This is a genomic window from Vibrio sp. B1ASS3 (genome assembly GCF_905175355.1).
GTDB classification, from domain to species: Bacteria; Pseudomonadota; Gammaproteobacteria; order Enterobacterales; family Vibrionaceae; genus Vibrio; species Vibrio owensii.
The window spans coordinates 3671701-3694107 of sequence record NZ_HG992742.1; the positions used below are offsets into that span (position 1 = coordinate 3671701).

General features: G+C 39.3%; 18 protein-coding genes and 2 pseudogenes. 5 read left to right on the forward strand and 15 right to left on the reverse strand.

Annotated elements, in window-relative coordinates:
• Window positions 1–85: 85 nt before the first annotated feature.
• On the reverse strand, window positions 86–1492 hold the full coding sequence (locus KJB05_RS16675) for an IS66 family transposase (protein WP_208446529.1): 1407 nt from the start codon (window positions 1490–1492) through the stop codon (window positions 86–88).
• A gap of 179 nt (window positions 1493–1671) precedes the next feature.
• Window positions 1672–2019 carry a 5-carboxymethyl-2-hydroxymuconate Delta-isomerase gene (locus KJB05_RS16680; protein WP_005428160.1) on the reverse strand — a complete coding sequence of 116 codons (348 nt, stop codon included), beginning with the start codon at window positions 2017–2019 and terminating at the stop codon, window positions 1672–1674.
• A gap of 271 nt (window positions 2020–2290) precedes the next feature.
• On the opposite strand from KJB05_RS16680, the gene tpiA reads away from it, so the two are divergent.
• Both tpiA and KJB05_RS16690 read left to right on the forward strand, forming a co-directional pair.
• On the forward strand, window positions 2291–3061 hold the full coding sequence (gene tpiA, locus KJB05_RS16685; protein WP_208446522.1) for a triose-phosphate isomerase: 771 nt from the start codon (window positions 2291–2293) through the stop codon (window positions 3059–3061).
• A 193-nt stretch (window positions 3062–3254) separates the two neighbouring features.
• Entirely contained in the window at window positions 3255–4661 is a 1407-nt protein-coding gene (locus KJB05_RS16690) for an IS66 family transposase (protein ID WP_208446529.1), read from the forward strand.
• Window positions 4662–4943: 282 nt separating this feature from the next.
• Here KJB05_RS16690 and galU read toward each other — a convergent pair whose 3' ends face one another.
• From galU to wecA, 11 genes are all read right to left on the reverse strand, one after another.
• Window positions 4944–5822 (reverse strand): UTP--glucose-1-phosphate uridylyltransferase GalU, encoded by an 879-nt coding sequence (gene galU / locus KJB05_RS16695; RefSeq protein ID WP_208446328.1) that lies wholly within the window; start codon window positions 5820–5822, stop codon window positions 4944–4946.
• A gap of 66 nt (window positions 5823–5888) precedes the next feature.
• Window positions 5889–7055 (reverse strand): nucleotide sugar dehydrogenase, encoded by a 1167-nt coding sequence (locus KJB05_RS16700; RefSeq protein WP_208446329.1) that lies wholly within the window; start codon window positions 7053–7055, stop codon window positions 5889–5891.
• A gap of 100 nt (window positions 7056–7155) precedes the next feature.
• A complete protein-coding gene (locus tag KJB05_RS16705) occupies window positions 7156–9168 on the reverse strand; it encodes a YjbH domain-containing protein (RefSeq protein ID WP_208446330.1) in 2013 nt (670 codons plus the stop codon).
• 114 nt (window positions 9169–9282) lie between these two features.
• A complete protein-coding gene (gene pssE / locus KJB05_RS16710; RefSeq protein ID WP_103410295.1) occupies window positions 9283–9747 on the reverse strand; it encodes a PssE/Cps14G family polysaccharide biosynthesis glycosyltransferase in 465 nt (154 codons plus the stop codon).
• Complete coding sequence (pssD, locus tag KJB05_RS16715) at window positions 9716–10228, reverse strand: PssD/Cps14F family polysaccharide biosynthesis glycosyltransferase (protein WP_244868309.1); 513 nt, start codon at window positions 10226–10228, stop codon at window positions 9716–9718. Before pssD ends, pssE begins: the two co-directional genes overlap by 32 nt.
• Window positions 10215–11267, reverse strand: a complete 1053-nt coding sequence (locus KJB05_RS16720; protein ID WP_208446331.1) for a glycosyltransferase family 4 protein — start codon at window positions 11265–11267, stop codon at window positions 10215–10217. Before KJB05_RS16720 ends, pssD begins: the two co-directional genes overlap by 14 nt.
• On the reverse strand, window positions 11267–12388 hold the full coding sequence (locus tag KJB05_RS16725) for a CDP-glycerol glycerophosphotransferase family protein (RefSeq protein ID WP_213053087.1): 1122 nt from the start codon (window positions 12386–12388) through the stop codon (window positions 11267–11269). The genes KJB05_RS16720 and KJB05_RS16725 overlap by 1 nt, the downstream gene beginning before the upstream one ends.
• Before the next feature lie 8 nt (window positions 12389–12396).
• Window positions 12397–13611 (reverse strand): oligosaccharide flippase family protein, encoded by a 1215-nt coding sequence (locus KJB05_RS16730; RefSeq protein ID WP_208446333.1) that lies wholly within the window; start codon window positions 13609–13611, stop codon window positions 12397–12399.
• Window positions 13592–14017 (reverse strand): acyltransferase, encoded by a 426-nt coding sequence (locus KJB05_RS16735; protein ID WP_208446334.1) that lies wholly within the window; start codon window positions 14015–14017, stop codon window positions 13592–13594. Before KJB05_RS16735 ends, KJB05_RS16730 begins: the two co-directional genes overlap by 20 nt.
• Window positions 13998–14930 carry a hypothetical protein gene (locus tag KJB05_RS16740; protein WP_213053088.1) on the reverse strand — a complete coding sequence of 311 codons (933 nt, stop codon included), beginning with the start codon at window positions 14928–14930 and terminating at the stop codon, window positions 13998–14000. Before KJB05_RS16740 ends, KJB05_RS16735 begins: the two co-directional genes overlap by 20 nt.
• 310 nt (window positions 14931–15240) lie before the next feature.
• A complete protein-coding gene (wecA, locus tag KJB05_RS16745) occupies window positions 15241–16314 on the reverse strand; it encodes a UDP-N-acetylglucosamine--undecaprenyl-phosphate N-acetylglucosaminephosphotransferase (RefSeq protein ID WP_208446336.1) in 1074 nt (357 codons plus the stop codon).
• Between the two features lie 1074 nt (window positions 16315–17388).
• Between wecA and KJB05_RS16750 the strand changes: the two are divergent.
• Window positions 17389–18327: pseudogene (locus KJB05_RS16750) on the forward strand (MBL fold metallo-hydrolase); the annotation flags it as partial.
• A 33-nt stretch (window positions 18328–18360) separates the two neighbouring features.
• On the opposite strand, the gene KJB05_RS16755 reads toward KJB05_RS16750, so the two are convergent.
• Entirely contained in the window at window positions 18361–19767 is a 1407-nt protein-coding gene (locus tag KJB05_RS16755; protein WP_208446529.1) for an IS66 family transposase, read from the reverse strand.
• 102 nt (window positions 19768–19869) lie between these two features.
• On the opposite strand from KJB05_RS16755, the pseudogene KJB05_RS16760 reads away from it, so the two are divergent.
• A pseudogene (locus tag KJB05_RS16760) lies at window positions 19870–20265 on the forward strand (MBL fold metallo-hydrolase RNA specificity domain-containing protein); the annotation flags it as partial.
• Window positions 20266–20516: 251 nt separating this feature from the next.
• Window positions 20517–21524 (forward strand): sugar transferase, encoded by a 1008-nt coding sequence (locus tag KJB05_RS16765; RefSeq protein ID WP_042604312.1) that lies wholly within the window; start codon window positions 20517–20519, stop codon window positions 21522–21524.
• A 123-nt stretch (window positions 21525–21647) separates the two neighbouring features.
• Here the strand turns inward: KJB05_RS16765 and KJB05_RS16770 are convergent, their stop codons facing one another.
• Window positions 21648–22403: a glycosyltransferase family 2 protein gene (locus KJB05_RS16770; protein WP_208445365.1), complete on the reverse strand. Its 756-nt coding sequence runs from the start codon at window positions 22401–22403 to the stop codon at window positions 21648–21650.
• Window positions 22404–22407: the final 4 nt, after the last annotated feature.

Sequence of the window (22407 nt, forward strand, 5' to 3'; positions counted from 1 at the left end):
GTAAGTTTTACGGCCTATACGACCTTGGAAAGAAAACAGTAGTTCTTTAATCGTAACTATTCACCCATGAGCTATTGACGACGGTTTACGCTAAAAATACTGGCGCCTGATAATCAACTTTCAACATGTGATGTTCGACGATTTCACGCAGCCATTTATAAGCAGAGACCTGCTGAAGTTTGGCTGTTTCTATCAGCGAGAACATTCGTTCGCGGAACTGGTCGCCTCGATATGAGCGAGTCACGTAACAACACTTCCTCATCAGTATGTAATTACGGAGAACTCGCTCCGCTGCGTTGTTTGTTAACGGGCACTCGGAGTCGTCCATAAACCGCCAGACCATAGCATCATCAGCGATGAGATTTCGACATCTACCTCGATATCGTTTTGAGCATTGATAACTACCCAATTTGAGCCAATGAAGCCAGCTCTTTCGTAACCGCCTGAGTCGGCGGTAATATTGGCTTTCGGTAATTTCTTCTTCGATATATCGGTGATGACACCTGAATACGCTATGAGCGATTAAAGCGAGTTTGTCTCCGATTTTTTGGTTTTCAGGACAAACGCTTTCCTCGATAGCGATGACGTTCCTTAATATGTGAGCCCAGCATAATTGGCGCTTAGATTCGTCGATATATTTGTAGGCAGAATATTGGTCAGTCACTAAAAGGTGTGAAACCGCTTCACCAAGTAGTCGTTTGGCAGCATGTTGGTTTCTTCCGCTGTTAATTTGGAAAAAGGCTACGTTATTGCTGAGTGCGGCCCACATCCAGCGTTTATCATTATTGCGCTGATGTGAAGTCTCATCAGCCATAATCAGTTTAGATGCTTTTACTGTGTCATGGATTTGAGTATGAGTATCAGCTAAGTATTCAGTGACTCGTCCTTGCGCCGCAGATATTGCACCTGTTGAGAAGTTAAGCTGGAAGACGTCTTTCAGCATAGATTGTATTTTACCTATGCTTTGGTGGTGCTGCGTCGCTTGGATTGCGATAAAGCTATGTAGATTTGGCCCCATTTGAACATCGGGCACAGACTCTGGAAGCTCCGCTTGATGCTTATCACCACACCATGAGCACTCGCCTTTAAAAATTTGATGTTCAACAAGCGTGTATGAGATATCTGGCAAGTCAAAGATTTGGTGTCGTTTATAAGGTTTTCTATTTGGAATAACACACCCACCGCAGTGGCATATCTTATTCGGTAAATATTGCTCAACCGAGGCGCTCTCTTCAATAGGATGAAGCAGTCGGCGATTGCCTTTATGACCTGGTTGAGCTCCTTGCTTTTTTCCAGATTTCTTCCGATTCGGCGAAGTATTTTTAGCTTTATTATGCAGGGGTTGTTGAGATGATGGCACAGAAGAGTTGCGACTATTTTGGTTTAGCCTATCTTCAAGCTCAGCCAACTTATTCCATAAAAAGTGGATGATATCTTTCGCCTCTTCAGGCGAATCGAAATCTGGCGGTGGAGGTAATGTTTTCTTATTCATACCTCCAGATTGCCACCACAAAAAGATCACTCAAGTTGAATGTGGGATCAAGTTAACTCAGTCACATAAATTTGCTGTCAATAGCTCCTGGGTGAATAGTTACCTTTAATCGACATCGAAACACTCAACATATTGAAAGTGCGACAACTCCTTGGCCGCACTAAGTAAATCTAGTGTGTCTAATTTACCACCTTCTGGAAGCAATCAATATCCATATCTCGAACATTCACGGTCAAACTGCGAACATGGCTCGCCTGTTCTTGCAGTACTACCATCAGTGCTCTTGATAATTCCCGCTTCTGTTCAGGGCTTCTTCCTGCAAGCAAATCAAAGTTGATGTGGATAAAGTCCACACTATCGCCCTCTTCCCCGACCAGCCAATTGTGGCAACGAAGTGCACGAGACTTAACGGAAGCAAGCTCGAACAAACCACTGTCTAAAGTCACTTTGTGTAAGTCTTCTAATAGGCCCTGAACATTCACACGCTCATCGACCGAGTTGGAATATTCTAAAACTAAGTTTGGCATTTTGATTCCTTTCTTATTACGGCTAACTTTTAACCCGTAGTAATACCAATCTAAGCGGCAATTTCCGAGGAATGGACTATCATTCTGTCTACGCGATCACCAATCGATTGCTTTTGACAAAAATAACAGAACAAATGCAGCACCGACCAGATGAAGAAAGCCGAATAAGACATGACGCCAATCATGATCTGTTCACATTATTCTGTTATATTCCTACGTAGATTTTTTACATTAATAGACTATTTACATTAAAGATAAGGGAGATATTCCTATGCGTCGTCCTGTAGTGATGGGTAACTGGAAACTAAACGGTAGCAAAGCAATGGTAACTGAGCTACTAACAGGTATTAACGCTGAACTTGAAGGCGTTGAAGGTGTAGACGTAGCAGTAGCTCCACCAGCTCTTTACATCGATCTAGCTGAGCGCGTAATCGCTGAAGGCGGTAACAAAGTTATCCTAGGTGCACAAAACACTGACCTAAACAACAGCGGTGCTTTCACTGGCGACATGTCTCCAGAAATGCTGAAAGACTTCGGTGCTTCTCACATCATCATCGGTCACTCAGAGCGTCGTGAATACCACAACGAATCTGACGAGTTCATCGCGAAGAAATTCAACTTACTAAAAGAAAACGGTCTAACTCCTGTTTTCTGTATCGGTGAATCTGAAGCTCAAAACGAAGCTGGCGAAACTGAAGCAGTATGTGCACGTCAAATCAACGCAGTTATCGACACTTACGGTGTTGAAGCTCTAAACGGCGCAATCATCGCTTACGAACCAATCTGGGCTATCGGTACTGGTAAAGCAGCAACAGCTGAAGATGCACAACGCATCCACGCTTCTATCCGCGCACTAATCGCAGCAAAAGACGAAGCAGTTGCAGCACAAGTAATCATCCAATACGGCGGTTCTGTTAAACCAGAAAACGCAGAAGCTTACTTCTCACAACCAGACATCGACGGTGCTCTAGTTGGCGGCGCTTCTCTAGACGCTAAGAGCTTCGTAGCTATCGCTAAAGCAGCGGCAGCAGCTAAAGCTTAATTTCGCTTTTGACTAAGCAGAAATAACAAAGGGATGCATCACGCATCCCTTTTTGTTTACTTACGATCTAGTGAGTTCTGTCATTCTGAGGTAACTATTCACCCAGGAGCTATTGACAGCAAATTTATGTGACTGAGTTAACTTGATCCCACATTCAACTTGAGTGATCTTTTTGTGGTGGCAATCTGGAGGTATGAATAAGAAAACATTACCTCCACCGCCAGATTTCGATTCGCCTGAAGAGGCGAAAGATATCATCCACTTTTTATGGAATAAGTTGGCTGAGCTTGAAGATAGGCTAAACCAAAATAGTCGCAACTCTTCTGTGCCATCATCTCAACAACCCCTGCATAATAAAGCTAAAAATACTTCGCCGAATCGGAAGAAATCTGGAAAAAAGCAAGGAGCTCAACCAGGTCATAAAGGCAATCGCCGACTGCTTCATCCTATTGAAGAGAGCGCCTCGGTTGAGCAATATTTACCGAATAAGATATGCCACTGCGGTGGGTGTGTTATTCCAAATAGAAAACCTTATAAACGACACCAAATCTTTGACTTGCCAGATATCTCATACACGCTTGTTGAACATCAAATTTTTAAAGGCGAGTGCTCATGGTGTGGTGATAAGCATCAAGCGGAGCTTCCAGAGTCTGTGCCCGATGTTCAAATGGGGCCAAATCTACATAGCTTTATCGCAATCCAAGCGACGCAGCACCACCAAAGCATAGGTAAAATACAATCTATGCTGAAAGACGTCTTCCAGCTTAACTTCTCAACAGGTGCAATATCTGCGGCGCAAGGACGAGTCACTGAATACTTAGCTGATACTCATACTCAAATCCATGACACAGTAAAAGCATCTAAACTGATTATGGCTGATGAGACTTCACATCAGCGCAATAATGATAAACGCTGGATGTGGGCCGCACTCAGCAATAACGTAGCCTTTTTCCAAATTAACAGCGGAAGAAACCAACATGCTGCCAAACGACTACTTGGTGAAGCGGTTTCACACCTTTTAGTGACTGACCAATATTCTGCCTACAAATATATCGACGAATCTAAGCGCCAATTATGCTGGGCTCACATATTAAGGAACGTCATCGCTATCGAGGAAAGCGTTTGTCCTGAAAACCAAAAAATCGGAGACAAACTCGCTTTAATCGCTCATAGCGTATTCAGGTGTCATCACCGATATATCGAAGAAGAAATTACCGAAAGCCAATATTACCGCCGACTCAGGCGGTTACGAAAGAGCTGGCTTCATTGGCTCAAATTGGGTAGTTATCAATGCTCAAAACGATATCGAGGTAGATGTCGAAATCTCATCGCTGATGATGCTATGGTCTGGCGGTTTATGGACGACTCCGAGTGCCCGTTAACAAACAACGCAGCGGAGCGAGTTCTCCGTAATTACATACTGATGAGGAAGTGTTGTTACGTGACTCGCTCATATCGAGGCGACCAGTTCCGCGAACGAATGTTCTCGCTGATAGAAACAGCCAAACTTCAGCAGGTCTCTGCTTATAAATGGCTGCGTGAAATCGTCGAACATCACATGTTGAAAGTTGATTATCAGGCGCCAGTATTTTTAGCGTAAACCGTCGTCAATAGCTCATGGGTGAATAGTTACATTCTGAGGACCTAAACGACATCAGGAATCTGCCCATCACTCACGCCAAACTTAAAACCATCAAACAGCAGGCATACCCACAAGCATCCAGTCATTCCGAGGAGCCCAAGTGACATCAGGAATCTCCCGCTCACTCACGCCAAACTTAAAACCGCCAAACGACAAACATACCCACAAGCATCCTGTCATTCCGAGGAGCCTAGGCGACATCAGGAATCTACTTATAACGATAGCAAAACCCACCTGCTCTTAAGCTGGCTCTGCCACTTTCACCGTTGGCTTTTTTGCCAACTCTGCACTAGAGGCCTTCTTGTATAGGTTCTCGTAGCAGTAGTTTGTCGCCTCGATGTAACCCTCTACGCTACCACAATCAAAACGATGACCTTTAAATTTGTACGCTAGCACGCACCCGGACTGCGCTTGTTTCATTAACGCATCTGTAATTTGAATTTCGCCACCTTTGCCTGGTTCAGTATTTTCGATCAGTTCAAAAATGTCTGGAGTCAAAATGTAGCGACCAATAATCGCAAGGTTACTTGGTGCCGTACCCGGCTCTGGTTTTTCTACCATATTATCAATGCGGAAGATGTCGTCTTTGATCATCTCACCAGCAATCACGCCATATTTATGGGTTTCAGTTTCTGGTACTTCTTGAACAGCTACAATAGAACAACGGAACTGCTTGTAGAGCTCTACCATTTGTGCCAAAACACCTTGCTCTTCATTCACACAAAGATCGTCTGCTAGAACAACAGCAAATGGCTCATCCCCAACCAACTCACGACCCGTTAGAATAGCGTGGCCTAAGCCTTTCATCTCACGTTGACGGATGTATGTGTAACTCGCTGAATCAATCAAAGAGCGGATATCATCCAACAGCGCTTCTTTACTTGTGCCTGAGATTTGATGTTCCAGCTCGTAGTTTTTGTCGAAGTGATCCATCAGGGAATGTTTGCCACGGCCTGTGACAATACACATGCCATCCATGCCCGCTTCAATGGCTTCTTCAACACCGTATTCGATCAATGGCTTGTTCACCACTGGCATCATTTCTTTCGGCATGGACTTAGTTGCAGGTAGGAAACGAGTACCGTAACCTGCTGCAGGAAATAGACATTTATTAATCATTTCATTATCACCAACTGAAAAAAAAGCCCCCAACGTGGGAGCTTTGTAAACTTAATAACGCTTTTCTTAGTCGCTACCAAACAAGTCACGTGTGTAAACTTTGTCTGCAACGTCCGCCAACTCTTCAACCATGCGGTTAGAGACAATCACATCTGCCGTTTGCTTGAATTCATTTAGATCTTTCATCACTCGAGAATTAAAGAAGTCATCTTCTTTTAACACCGGCTCGTAAACCACAACTTCAACGCCTTTCGCTTTGATGCGTTTCATGATGCCTTGGATAGAGGAAGCGCGGAAGTTATCAGAACCAGCCTTCATGATTAGACGATAGATACCAACAACTTTTGGTTCACGCTTGAGGATAGATTCCGCTACGAAGTCTTTACGAGTGCGGTTTGCATCCACAATGGCACCAATAATGTTGTTTGGTACTTCCTGATAGTTCGCAAGCAACTGCTTAGTATCTTTAGGAAGGCAGTAACCACCATAACCAAAGGAAGGGTTGTTGTAGTGGTTGCCAATACGCGGGTCTAGACCTACGCCTTCAATAATCTGACGAGCGTCTAAGCCATGCGCCTCTGCATAAGAGTCTAGCTCATTGAAGTACGCCACACGCATAGCAAGGTAAGTGTTAGAGAACAGTTTAACCGCTTCTGCCTCTGTAGAGTCAGTAAAGAGAACTTGGATATCTTCTTTTACTGCACCTTCTACTAATAAACCTGCAAACATTTCTGCACGTTCGCTACGCTCACCCACGATAATACGAGATGGGTGCAAATTGTCGTAAAGCGCTTTACCTTCACGCAGGAACTCTGGAGAGAAGATGACGTTCTCACAACCCAACTCTTCTTTAATACGTGTGGTATAACCCACTGGCACGGTAGACTTAATTACCATTACCGCTTCTGGGTTAATTGCCATCACATCCTTAATCACCGCCTCTACTGAAGATGTATTGAAGTAGTTGGTTTGCGGGTCGTAATCCGTAGGCGTTGCAATCACCACATATTCCGCACCTTGGTATGCTTGTTCTTTATCTAACGTAGCAGCAAAGTTTAGTGTTTTCGTCGCAAGAAAATGTTCAATTTCAGCATCCACTATTGGTGATTGCTTATTGTTTAACATTGCCACTTTTTCTTCGATGATGTCTACTGCAACCACTTCATGGTTTTGTGCTAACAACATAGCATTAGATAGGCCTACGTAGCCTGTACCTGCAACAGCAATTTTCATTTTTATGTCCTAACTTTCAAACTGACGAGAGAATAACAAATTCTTCCATCTCACGGTAGAAGGTAATCTTCAATCTGACTTTGATTTAAAATAAGTACTGTTAATTTAACTGAGTAGTCAAATAACGAAGGTAAGCATTACGCATACGGATTTTGTTCTCTTCGAAGTAATCACTACCGTAACGGCCACGGTTGAAGTAACGGCGAAGCATGCTGTTATCCATCACCAGCTCATCGCCTTGCCCTGTACTTAAGAAGTTTTGATCATTACCAACTCGCGTAGTAACGTTGAAGTCATAAGCTTCATTGCCACGAACCTGAAGTAAACTAGGAGACATATCACGCCAAGGTGTCAGAGGTAGTTTCACCGCAACAGTAACGAACTGCTCTTCATCGGTATCATTAAACTTCGTCACTTGGTAGCTCGCAGAAACTTCAATGTCCTCAAACCAATGTGAAGTCGTGAGCTTCGCGCCGACATCCCCTTTCCAAAACTCACCCGCGGTCGCATTAAACTGCCAATCCCATTCCGGCATACTAAAGGTATAACGAGTTAGAAACGTTTGACGATCTGGGTTCGCATAACCATTTTTGTCTTTCTCATCCATGTGCTGGAAATAGCTCACCTCTAGACCAAGGGCATGAGCACCAGATGGAGAGAACCAAGCAGATTCACTACGAGCGCCGACATAATCGGTTTTCACCAAACCTAACGACACTTGGTTAGCAACATCGACATATGGCAAGCGGAAAAATTGATGCATCATGGCACGGTCAATTTCGTTTTCATAGGCACTATCTTCAAAGTAACCGCCCTCTTCAAAATCGTCGCTTTCCGCTAATGGCAAGATATGACGAACATCTACAGCAGCACCAGACCACAAGAAAGTATAGAGGTTGCTCGACATAGCGAAAGAGTAATCGTAAACACCATACTCTGTTGCAACACCGTGACGCACCATTGGCGATAGCACCAATTGTGAATCTAACGTTCCACTGTTTACGCGCTCTGTTTTCCACTCCACCAACTCAAGCTTGTCGGATAGATTCTTGGTACTGAATTGAATGTCATCACATGTCGCAGAACCATTCACAAAGCCCTGATAACAAGTCGCATCCGTTTGCACACTCACCACCGGTTTTTGGTTTGCCAATAGAATTAACTCTACACGATCAGAACTTAAGCCCATTTCTTGTGCGGAGCTTGTACCGAAGTGACTTGAAATGATCCCCATCGCCACGCCCAAACCATCCATTTGGTTATGGTTGTAACGGCGGTTCTCTAGCGCCACGACAACCGATTGATTTAAGATGCCGATTTGAATATTCACAAAACCTTCGTTACGCAATGCACTGACCAAGGCAGAGATTGACGCATTATCCGCTTTGCTTTGCTCTAGAGAGAGCTTTTCCATCAGTGACACATTGTTACGAGCATACTCACGAGAGCGGGTGTAATCGGTGATGAGCGGGATAGACAATGCCGCATTCCAAATTGTCTGTTCATCCGTCTCATGGCCAGAGTAAATTTGGTAACTCAACGAAGCCGTTATGTCGTAAGGTAGCAACTCTTCTGGTGTGAACACTTTCACTGATGAGTTAAACTCGACAGCATCGTATTCACTGGTGAGCTGAACAAAATCAAATGGTTGGTATTCTATACCACCAAATAGTCCATCCATGACCCCCATAGGAATAGAAGAATCCCCTACACCTACAGAGAAGCGAATAGGTAATCCATCAGGTTGATAATCTGAAACCAAATAGTTAGTGTTAAATTTATTGGCGGCTCCGCCTAAGTCTTGAACACCAATTGCAAAGCTCAAACCATCTAGTTCATAAAAGTTAGGCATTTTGTACTTAAATGAAAAAGACATATCTCTAATTCCACAGAACTCACCCGAAAAACAGTTGGCATTATAACTTTCAGTAATAATACTAGAGTGTACCTCCAAGTCATTTATAATACCTAGAGACAACCTTATAATATCGACGTCTTCAACTTCATCAAATAATGGTCCACCCTTCGCATAAGTTAAGTTAAAAATGTTACTATCAATTACTTGGGCATTAGGAGTAAAAACATTTCCAGAGAAACTCTGGTTTGAAGGCATTATTACAATCCCTTGAGAATGAGATTCTTGAACAACAGCAAAAAAAAATAAAAGTGACTGTATCAAAAAACCAATAAAAGTAGCCCTTAAAGGCATGACCATAACCTCAAAAAATCAAAAACAAACCGAATCAATAAAGTTTACAATTTCTTTTGCCTTAAAAAACCTATCGACATGATATTTTTTTGGAATAAAACAATTAGAAATAGAGATTATTTCAGATAAAAGACTCAAGTCCCAGACGACAAGAGCATATCTACCTTCTTCCATAAACTTAGCTATATCAGACTGATGCTTATCAACTCTAGAAAGGTTAGGAACAATGATTATCTTCTTTTCCATCTCTAGAAGCCTATATATTGATCCGGCCCCTGCATGCGTAATGACTAGATCAGCCCACTGATAATAATCCTCAATATTTTCAATAAAGTTTTCATTAGGCATTTCGGGTAAGTAGGTATCGTCAGAAGTCTGACAAAAAAAGTTAAAATCTTTACATTCATCTAGTCTAGAAAAATCATCTACTTCACGAATTAATTCTGTAAACTTAGTTGTACCTACAGTTATAAAAATATTCATAGTCGACCCGAGTATATAGCGTTACGGTATATTTTTTTTGCTCTAAGTTTTGGACATAAAATCTATCCGAGACTAGATACATTAATTTACCAGTTAGAGATTTTGTTTTAAACCTTGACCAAGTTTCGATATGAATTATTCGTGCTCCAGCTAGTTTAAAGAAAACAGAAGCAATTATAGATATTCCTGGCCCCGTAGATATGACAACTTTAACTTTATGAGACTTACTTATTTGTTTGATACTTTTTAAAATATTTATAGGACCTAAGTTAAGAAAGATATCAAAATGACTATTTTTCTTTCTCAACTCACCAGAGACAAAGTGCTCATTAGACCAATATGGTTTTAACTTGAGGTCAGATAATGAAATTACATTATAGTCTTTCAATTCATTACATATTAAAGATGCGAGCCTAAATGCTTGAGCTTTATGCCCCCCATTTCCAAAGCAAAATAAAATAGATTTTTCATTTGAATGCATTTACTAAATTCTCTTTTACAATTTCAGAAGAATATAACGATAACACTTGAATTGAATTAGCCTCAAGATCACTATCTTTATTTAAGTATATATTTTTAATGCAAGAAACAATACTATCTGCATCTAGGTTAGCCATCATATTAACGTCAATACCTCTTTCTTCAAACTCTTTAAATGCAGGAATATCGGAAAGAACTACTTTAACACCACTAGCAATTGCTTCTAAAGGAACTAAACCAAGACTTTCACTCTCTGAAGGATATATTAACGTATCCACTTTTTGATACCATATCTTTAAGCTATCTTGATCTAAAGGTGGTATAAATGTAACTCGATCCGCCAAGTTGTAATCACTTACCATTTTTTCTAGCGTTTGTTTCTCTTTCCCTTCACCGACTATATCCAAACTATAATCGGATAACTCTCTTAAAGCTGACAATATAAGATGAACATTTTTTGATCTAACTAATCTACCAGCATAACCGAGCCGTTTTGACTCTCTATTTTTATACGAGTAGCAAAATATAGATGGGTTAACTCCACCTGAAGGGTAAATTATAGTAGAACGACTATTGATTGCTCTGTTAGAAGATAAGTAGTCTTTGTAGCATTTTGAAGGTACAATCGACTTTTCTGATTTATTGAGTAAAAGTTTAGATAAGTTATACTTGATAGCAAAGAAAATACTAGAGGTTCCAGATAATAATTTGACATCTCCTCCATGCACATGTGAAATTATTCTTAGTTTAGGTTTTATAAGTTTACAAAAAAGCAGTGGTATAGATACATGAGATACATAATGAGCATAAATATAATCATAATCTTCAAATAAGACATTCCTAATAATGTCAATATAGAATTTAATATATGCTACTATTTTTTTAAATTTAGATTCATATTTTTTATCAATAACAACTCTATCAATTTTAAAGTTTTCTTTTATTAGTTCGAATTCGATATTTCTAACAAATGAGCCAAAATATGGAAAGCTTTCGCTTGGATACATATTAGAAATTAGTAATACATTTTTTATTCTCATTACCTATCCCATATTGATTCATAAATTATATCAGAAGCAGCTTTAGCCGAAGAATCTATATTATTAGAAAAAACATTATTAATGAAATCTCGCTGCCTAAGTTTGTTTTCTTCAGTAAACTCCAACGTTAAAGCATGACTTAGTTCATCAAGGCGCTCTATCACAACACCGAGTTCATGTATTCGTTTAGATTCATCTGAAACATTTTCATCATCAAAGAATATTAACTTTCTTTCTTTTAGATAAATGAACTCTAATACTTGACTACTAATATCACCAATATATATATCTGTTTCTTCACAATAGAATAAGTTAGCAACTTTATTACTACCTAAATCAATGATAACATTTTCGCAATTCCTATATTTATCAATAATAAATCTATCAATATTATTGGATAGGTTCGGATGGGGAGCAAATATCAAATTATACTCCTTAGATTTAGCAATATATTCTATAAGATCATATCCAAATTTAATCCAGGAAGTACCACCAAGTTTTGAATTAAAGTGGGGGTTATATAAAACAGTTTTTCTATTGTTATTAAATATTATGTTATCTGTGTAACTGTTAAAACTTGATAACTTAACCGAGCCTATCTCTTTAACTTTTTCTTTTGAAACCCCAGATTTATAAAAACATTCTGATGTCTGTCTACCTTGCGTAAGAATTATATCTACCTTTTCGATTGATTTACTGGCCATGTGTGAGCTAGCAATAGGTCCGTGTAAGGCCCAAATTACTTTTGTTGAAGGGTTTATTCTTTTTATAACCCTCCCAGAAACTAAGTCAGTAAATATAATAGCATCCATCTTTTTCAAGAAACCAAACGATGTTATTAACTCAAGGTTAAGATCATTTATTTTAGTTAAAAAATTTCTAAAATATCTGATAAAAAACTCAACCATTAAACCAAACTTAAGAGGAACATACCCTCCAGATTGAATAAAAAAAACATTTTCATTATTTTTATACTTCAGAAAACAATGAAGATCTGATGAGTCCAGGTAATATATATATATATTGACTCCTTCACGTAACAGTAAGTTATCAACAATAGGAATTACATGAGGATGATGCGCAAAGTTTGGAGAGCACTGTACAGCTATATTTAAATTCATTAAAAACCTTAATTTTTTATAATTTTACTATAGGAGTAGAATCTTATTGTCATATCAAACAAAAAGCATATTATCAATGACAACACATAATTATATGCCGTAATTTCAACGTCATGGATATAAAAAGTAAAAAGTATTGACAAATGCAGAACAGTTGACGACAAAATAGATTTGTTCAGTAGTTTATCTTTACCGTATACTGCTAAAACAGGATATCCAACAATTCCATTCAAAGCTTCAATGATAAATACAACGGTAAATAAAAAGAGCACACTTGCCGATGAGGAAAACTCTTTACCAAAGAAATAATTAATTATGTATTCGGAGAGAAAGTAGGATGATACAAGTACCGGAGCAGATATAAGAACAAAGAGAAAAATAATTTTTCTTATAAATGCAAGATCTTTTTCCTTTGCCATGTATGGATATAACACCCTATTGACTGAAAGAATAAGATTACTTCCAACTAGATATATCTTCTCAGCTATGGCAAATATTGCTGCTTCCTTAGCAGAAGAAAACTCACCTATTATAAATGTTGCTGACTTACTAATTAAATTAATACAAACCTTATTGGAATAAAAATATTTTGATTGCGAAATCATATTTACAACATTAAGGAAGGACGGTTTCTTATACCGATAACCGAGCCTATGTATGATAAATAAAGATATAATTAGATTCACTGTCCATGATATAAACAATGATAAAGGTAAAATATAAGCATCTTGTTTATCAAGAATGAAACAATAAACTATAACATATTGTATTACCGACGTTATAACCCTAAGATATAGTTGATAACTAATTTTTCTGATAGCTTGAAAAAACCACTCAAGGTTTAATGAGAATACAAATGCATACCAAAACAACCAATAATTTTCTTCAAAATATATAACATTGTATGTAAGATACAAAAATATCGGCATAGAAAATGAAAACAACATAATTTTGACAATTATGTTATTGCATAAAATTTCATCTATTTTATCTTTCGATGCTTTAGCTATTTCTCTAATAGAGTATAGTGACAAGCCAAAGTCAAAAATAATTATAATTACAGAAACAATGGCGAAAGCGATTGCATAGATACCATATAATTCCACACCTAATATTTTAGTAACATGGGAGAGAATCAAAAATGGGGCTATATACGTTACAATCTGAAGAATAAATGACAGTTTTATATCTGAAATGACACTTTTACTTTTTGTACTTTCCATATAAATCCAAGCCGTTATTTTTCTTTATTATTTTTGCAGGATTACCAACAACTATAGATTTATCATCTACATCTTTAGTAACTACAGAACCAGCGCCAATTATGACATCATCTCCGATAGCAATTCCTGGCATAATAATTGTGTTGGCTCCAACAAAGCATCGACTTCCGATTGAAGTGTTTAGCTTTCTTTTATTTATAAAGTCATGTGTTAAAATCATTGCTCCATTTGATATATAGCTGTATGAACCAATATTTATACCTTCAGGATAAGTTTTATCAATCTTTGCCCTCAAAGAGACCTTAGCAGTTTTGTCAATATTCATTTTATATACTGAACACAGTAGATATAAATTAGCTCTTATAACAAGCTCTCTGAGTATGGTTCTAATTTTTGATATATTCATTATGTTCCTCAGACTTTTTCATGAATAAATTTGCCAAACAAAATCCAGCAGTAAAAACAGGGACAGAAAATCCCATTGATGGCATGAACAATATCAATGTAATTAAAAATAAAAGTAACCTATATTCATTCCTCTCAATAAAGATAAATACAAAATACAAATATAAAGTAATACCAATCCCATGCTCAACAAGAATGTGACTGATATAACTATCTGACATGGTATTAAAACCTAGCAGTATGTAATTGTTTTGATTGAAAGAAGCAGAAAAGTCGCCCCATGTTCCTAACCCTGTACCCAAAAACGTATTAGCATTAAATAAACTAAACGCGTTAAAGAAATTCATGGCTCTTGTTTCAACATAATTGAAGTTCACTGTAGCATCTGATGTGGTAAGCATGTAGATATATTGGCTAAATTTATCGTGAACTCCATATATGTTATAATATAAGAAAAATGTAGATAGCACAGAACCCAAAACTATCCCGAAAATTACTTTCCTAAAGTTAACACCACTATAAAAAGAAAATAGAATCAGCATTGAGAATATTGATTGTTTTGAAGTTGACAAAATTATTGTACTTATAGAAAGGAATAAAATATTCTTCACGAGTGCTTTACTTCTATACCCAGTATTTATTAGGTATAATGCGATAAACAATGAAAATACAGAAAAACCTCCAATTGTATTACTGCTATTAGTTAATCCTGTTGGCCTACTATTACGGAAAAAGTGAGTTTCCATTCCATACTTCATTCCTAATCTTGATACAAAGTCAACACCAAAAGAAAACTGAAGGATAAGCACTATTGTATTCATCAGCAAGAAAGTAAAAATTATGTACAATAGGTATTTTTTATACTTTTCATCCAGTGTGTAACCTAAGACAATTAACGATAAAAATGATGACAACTTGACAACTTACAAAAAAAAACCCTTTGATATCAAATAGTAAAGGGTTTCTGATTACAGATATTATAGTTATGAGTAATAGGTACGAAAAAAAAGAAAAAATTAAATATATGTATTTAATATTAATTACATTCCTTTTTGTGAACAACAAAAACAACATAGAAGCAAGGTAAAAAACCAGAGGTATAACTAAACTTAACCCTCCTAAATTAGTTGCAGCTTTTATGTATTCAGAAAATAGCCATATTAGTATTAAAGCAAAACTGAAAAAATTGAAGACTTCTTTAATAGAGACAATCATAAACGCGACTTAATAATTATTTACCCTACTGTAAAACCTAGAGCTCTTTATTTTCTTTGTTAAACGCCAAATATTATTTATGAATAAAAAGTAGGCAAAGAAAGACATCAGAAATGCTATAAACATAACACTTTCACTTACATTATTTACATCAGATAAAATGCCTATAAGTGCAAACACTGATGAAATTATGCATAGTACTGTTAATGTAGTATGGCAAGATAACCCTAAGCGCTGACAAATATGGTGTAAATGCTCTCTATCCGGTTGAAAAGGTGATTGACCTTTACGAATACGGCGGATCATGATGGTAGCCATGTCCATCAAAGGGAGTGCAATCAACCAAAGTGCCGTCACTGGTTTGAAGGCTATGGTTTCTGGCTCTTGCGTTCCGCGGATAAGCATCCACACCACAGAGAAGCCGATAAACATGCTGCCGGCGTCACCCATAAAGATTTTGAAACGGCGGCCAAGGGGGAAGCCAAGATTAAGAAGGATATATGGCACCATCGCCGTTACGATGAGCAAGCAGATAGTGGCAAGGTACTCGTTACCACTGTAGGCGAATACGATTCCAAGCGCGGTAAAGGTTACTGAGGCAAGCCCGCCGAGTAACCCATCAATACCATCAACCATGTTAAAGGCGTTAATTGCACCAATCACTGCGATAACGGTAATCACGGTACCGGCGAATTCACTAAGGGCGATAGTCTCACTCCCCATTAAGTAGCCAAGATCATGCAAGCTGTGGCCACCAATGTGGATCATCGCAAGAGAAATGCCGGCTTGAATGGCTAGACGAATTTTGAAGCTAACATCGTAATAGTCATCCAAGGCACCCAATACAATCAATATCGCTGAGCACACAAGGTAAAGTGCCAAGTTATCGTTCATCGGGATAAAGAAAATAAACCCGACGAGTAAGGTAAGGTAGATAGAAATGCCTCCAACCAATGGTACAACGCCCTGGTGGAGTTTACGCGCATTAGGTTTATCCACTAAACCGACACGCTTTGCGACTTTACGTAAGATAAAGAGCAAGACAAAAGATAAGATAAAGACAAATAGATATGCACTATTCATGTTAGCCAACTGTGTTATTCACTAATTTGAAGTTAATCTATAACGCATCCGACCGCTTTCCCTACTGGGCTGTATTGCATCACAGGTTAGAGAGTGCTTAACAAACCGCGACATTTAAGCCTCACCGCATAAGATGGTCTGTAAGCAGGTAAATTTTGGGCGTGACAAAACCACATCACATGTATGCGATGTCACATCAGCAATTGCTGAAATAAAGATAGAAGTATGGTGACCACGAAGTTTACCCATTTAATGCGGTAAACCTGTGTTTATAGGCGAGCTGATTCCATAACCATATTTATTGATGCACGGATGCTTCAATAGCTATGTTAAGTTCTCAGTTAGTGAACAGATATTTGTACCAATGCCTAACCAACTAAAACTCTTCACTTTGGCAGCGTCGAGTTCCCCCCCACGACGACTGGGGATACACAATTTTGTAATCGTTCTCGTTTTTTCAAGAATCTTCTTGCCAGAAGTGCACCTAGGTGCTTATTATTATTTATATTTTCCGCCTTGCTTGAGTCGCTTTAGCGCTTCTCGCACAGCTTGACGACGATTTTTGTACGCTACCGCCCTTAGGTCTGGCTCCTAAAGGCAATCATTCCATCCAAAATGTCTATGGTTTTATTCTAAAAACCAACGCGCTAAATTGTATAGCAAACCAGTTGCAACGAAAAGCCGCAATTTTACTCTAAATTGGCTTTTTTTTGACAATGATAATCACGTTTCTACCAAGCCGAGATAAATAGCTGTCAATCCTATAAAACAGCCAACGTATTATATCTAAAGACAATCAATTACGTGAGGTTGAGCCAAAACATCAAAGCGCACACAAGTGCATAAATATGAGTTTTGTTTCATTACATTGTAAGCTCTAGACGTCAATTTTATGACACACCTCTAACTCCATCGTATCAATCTCACTCTTTTCTGTGTAACAAATCGATAAGATCTCTTACGTTATGAGGCGCAAATTTCAGAGCTGTAAAGGTACTCAATTTGGCAAATCTAGTTTCATATTTTTTGCATATATAAAAGCCAGCTGAAGCAGAATGTTTAGGGAGATAGACATTGGAAGTAATTCACCACGGAGGAAAAGAGACTGTCACGGGCTCATGCCATGAACTCAGGCTGCCTAAAGGCAGAATTTTGATTGATTGTGGGCTTTTTCAAGGAAAGGATGCATTAACTAGCGGGCGAAATCGGGCATTAGAGATCGAGTTTTCCGTACACAGAATAAAGGCCTTGGTGCTTACTCACGCTCATATCGATCATATTGGCCGTTTACCTTGGTTATTGGCGGCGGGTTATAAAGGCAAGATCTACTGCACTCATGCAACGGCAGAGCTTGTGCCGCTTATGCTGGAAGATGGGTTGAAGCTTCAATTAGGGCTAAACAAGATACAAAGAGAACAAGTTCTTAATGTGATTAAAAAGCGGTTAGTGCCTTGTGATTACAACGTATGGCTACCACTTAAGGAACTTGCTTATCTTCGCTTTCAGCCTGCGGGACATATTCTTGGTTCTGCTTATATAGAGTTTAAGCTTCCTAATAATGAAGTGGTGGTATTTTCTGGTGACTTGGGACCAAGTAATACGCCGCTTCTGCCAGACCCTATCTCCCCTACTCGTGCGGATTATCTGTTTATCGAATCCACTTACGGTAACAAAAAACATGAGAGCGTGGAAAGCCGAAGCCAAAGATTGCTCTCCATCATCAACCACGCGCTTGAGGACGGTGGTGTCATAATAATTCCGGCATTCAGTGTAGGTAGAACGCAAGAACTGCTATTTGATATTGAACAGCTTATTCATCAGCACGATTTACAAGATTCACTTCCGATTACTCTGGACTCTCCTTTAGCAAAGAAGGTCACAAAGACTTATCGTCGATTTAAGAAGCTTTGGGGGAAAGAAGCAAAGCAACGCTTGGGTAACCATCGTCATCCTTTGGCGTTTGAACAGTGTATTACGATTGAGAATCATAGTGAACATTTGCGCTTAGTAAATGTAACTATTCACCCATGAGCTATTGACGACGGTTTACGCTAAAAATACTGGCGCCTGATAATCAACTTTCAACATGTGATGTTCGACGATTTCACGCAGCCATTTATAAGCAGAGACCTGCTGAAGTTTGGCTGTTTCTATCAGCGAGAACATTCGTTCGCGGAACTGGTCGCCTCGATATGAGCGAGTCACGTAACAACACTTCCTCATCAGTATGTAATTACGGAGAACTCGCTCCGCTGCGTTGTTTGTTAACGGGCACTCGGAGTCGTCCATAAACCGCCAGACCATAGCATCATCAGCGATGAGATTTCGACATCTACCTCGATATCGTTTTGAGCATTGATAACTACCCAATTTGAGCCAATGAAGCCAGCTCTTTCGTAACCGCCTGAGTCGGCGGTAATATTGGCTTTCGGTAATTTCTTCTTCGATATATCGGTGATGACACCTGAATACGCTATGAGCGATTAAAGCGAGTTTGTCTCCGATTTTTTGGTTTTCAGGACAAACGCTTTCCTCGATAGCGATGACGTTCCTTAATATGTGAGCCCAGCATAATTGGCGCTTAGATTCGTCGATATATTTGTAGGCAGAATATTGGTCAGTCACTAAAAGGTGTGAAACCGCTTCACCAAGTAGTCGTTTGGCAGCATGTTGGTTTCTTCCGCTGTTAATTTGGAAAAAGGCTACGTTATTGCTGAGTGCGGCCCACATCCAGCGTTTATCATTATTGCGCTGATGTGAAGTCTCATCAGCCATAATCAGTTTAGATGCTTTTACTGTGTCATGGATTTGAGTATGAGTATCAGCTAAGTATTCAGTGACTCGTCCTTGCGCCGCAGATATTGCACCTGTTGAGAAGTTAAGCTGGAAGACGTCTTTCAGCATAGATTGTATTTTACCTATGCTTTGGTGGTGCTGCGTCGCTTGGATTGCGATAAAGCTATGTAGATTTGGCCCCATTTGAACATCGGGCACAGACTCTGGAAGCTCCGCTTGATGCTTATCACCACACCATGAGCACTCGCCTTTAAAAATTTGATGTTCAACAAGCGTGTATGAGATATCTGGCAAGTCAAAGATTTGGTGTCGTTTATAAGGTTTTCTATTTGGAATAACACACCCACCGCAGTGGCATATCTTATTCGGTAAATATTGCTCAACCGAGGCGCTCTCTTCAATAGGATGAAGCAGTCGGCGATTGCCTTTATGACCTGGTTGAGCTCCTTGCTTTTTTCCAGATTTCTTCCGATTCGGCGAAGTATTTTTAGCTTTATTATGCAGGGGTTGTTGAGATGATGGCACAGAAGAGTTGCGACTATTTTGGTTTAGCCTATCTTCAAGCTCAGCCAACTTATTCCATAAAAAGTGGATGATATCTTTCGCCTCTTCAGGCGAATCGAAATCTGGCGGTGGAGGTAATGTTTTCTTATTCATACCTCCAGATTGCCACCACAAAAAGATCACTCAAGTTGAATGTGGGATCAAGTTAACTCAGTCACATAAATTTGCTGTCAATAGCTCCTGGGTGAATAGTTACTAGTAAATCGCCTCGCCAGTACTGCGGAACCGGCTATTGTAGTTGCAGCTTCTGGGATGTGTGAAGGGGGCCGAGTGGTCAATTACCTAAAAGCATTGTTGCCGGATAAGCGTAATGATGTGTTATTTGCTGGTTACCAAGCAGAAGGCACGTTAGGTCAAGATATACAAAGCGGAGCTAAAGAAGTGGGGATTGATGATGAGATAATTAATGTGCAAGCTCAGGTACATACGATGTCTGGTTACTCTGCGCATGCAGACCAAGGGGATTTATTGAATTTTGTAGAAGGAATACCAGTAGCCCCAAAAGAGATACATCTTATTCATGGAGAAGGTAAAGCTAAACATGAGTTACATCACCTCTTAACTGCACTGGATCATCACGTCCTTGCTTAGTTGCGCTTCCTTGTTTGAGCTTATTTTACTACTTGCGAAGTATTCTATAAAAGCCAAATATGACACGCTATTTCTATCAGAGGAATCAAAAATTTTCTGTATAATTCGGAGTTTAAGTGCTTCTATTATTCAAATAATTTAACGAAGTTACGAGCATGTTGTGAATATGGGGATATAATTTCAGTACGAAATAAATTATAATCCTCGACTTGTTAGTAATTGGCTAGTCGAACATTAAAATATCCCATTCTATGACAGACAGTATCAGTAACACGCTTCAAGAACGAGAAGCCACTGAATTATCTAAGAATAATTCAATTAGCATTGCATCAGCGTTGGACGAGTTAGCCGCAGGCACACAAGATGCTTGCCTTTACATTTACTGTCCGGCTTCAGATGAAGAGAAGATCTCTTTAGTGTTGGAAAGGCACCCTGAGATCAATGCGCAGATCAATAACTATGCAATTCGTGACTTTAAGAATAAGACACTTTGTCATTTTAGAAGCTCACACCTAGACAGCGAACAGCAAGCTTATCTTGTTGCTGCCACAGAGCTTGGCGCTTGGGTTGAGCCATTGGTTAGCTACTTTGACCGTCGCCTTGGTTACACAGAGACAGAACTACTGCATAGCGGCTACTTCCTACATCAAAAGGCGTTCTCGATTCTATCTAACCGTAAGAACAGTTGGCAAAAGCGTGCTATTGACCTTCTTTTCGTCTTTATGTTGGCATGGGTTGCTATCCCAGTAGGTTTGATTACTGCTCTTCTTATTAAGTTAGAATCACCAGGCCCGGTTTTCTTTAAGCAGCGCCGAACTGGTCAATACAACGAAGAGTTCGATGTTATTAAATTCCGATCTATGCGAAACGATGCCGAGAAAGACGGTGCGAAATGGGCGACCAAGAATGACGCTCGTGTTACTCGCGTAGGTAAATTTATCCGTAAGACTCGTATTGATGAGCTACCACAACTTATCAATGTCTGGAGAAACGAGATGTCTATGGTAGGCCCTCGCCCAGAACGTGAAGTGTTTATCGCAGAGCTGGAAAAAGAGATTCCTTACTATCGCTTTCGTCACGCAGTTAAACCAGGTGTGACGGGCTTAGCTCAAGTAAAATATCCATACGGTGCTTCTGTTGAAGATGCGGTGTGGAAGCATAAATACGATATTTACTACATCAAGCATCAGAACTGGAAAATGGAAGTGAAGATATTGCTTCTTACCGTGAAAACGGTTCTGTTCGGTATGGGCCGCTAGAACCTAGCTATTCAAGCCTTTAGCTAAGAATACAAAGACAAAAAAAAAGAGCCATCACTGAGTGATGGCTCTTTTTTTTTGTCATTTTTATGGTGATCGGCAACTTACTCGTCATGTAATTCACTATGACTTTCTTTTCGAGCGATGTTTCATCGTGCCTTTTACGGCATAAACTGAAAAGGTAAACATGCTTCTCGGTATGTTCAATCCTACAACGTCTCTGTAGAAGCGCCACTGATATGACAACACGCTGAATTTATTTGATGTCATGCCACTATCCATACGGTACTTCGCTAATGTCTTAGGTAAACAGTAAGCTTTCGGAGTATCTTTTAAGATTTCCAGCCATAGTCCCATATCCTGACGCTTTCGAATCAAGGGCATATAACGCTTACCTAACACCTTAGTATCATACACCGCCGTAAGGCAGCCAATGACATTGCTGTACATCAACTTTTTGTAGGTCGTGTACTCAGGTGCAGTGACGACATTCAGCTCTTCGTCACTATTAAAACGACTGTAGTGCGTATATGTCAGCGGATAATCATTTTCGAGCATGAACGCGATTTGCTCTGACAGTTTATCTTCTGTCCAGAGGTCATCCGAATCCAAAAAGGCAATAAAGCGGCCTTTTGCTTGTTCTATCGCAACATTACGACTTGCGCCTGCCCCTTGATTTTTTTCATTCTGATAAACATGGATATTATCGTATTGTCCTGCAAAGCCTGTAACAACTTCCCAAGTCTTATCCGATGATCGATCATCTACTATTATCAGTTCCCAATTTTTATATGTTTGGGCTAATACACTCTGTATGCTCTCAACAACAGTACATTCTGAGTTGTATGTTGGCATAATTATTGAGACTAGTGAACTCATCTAA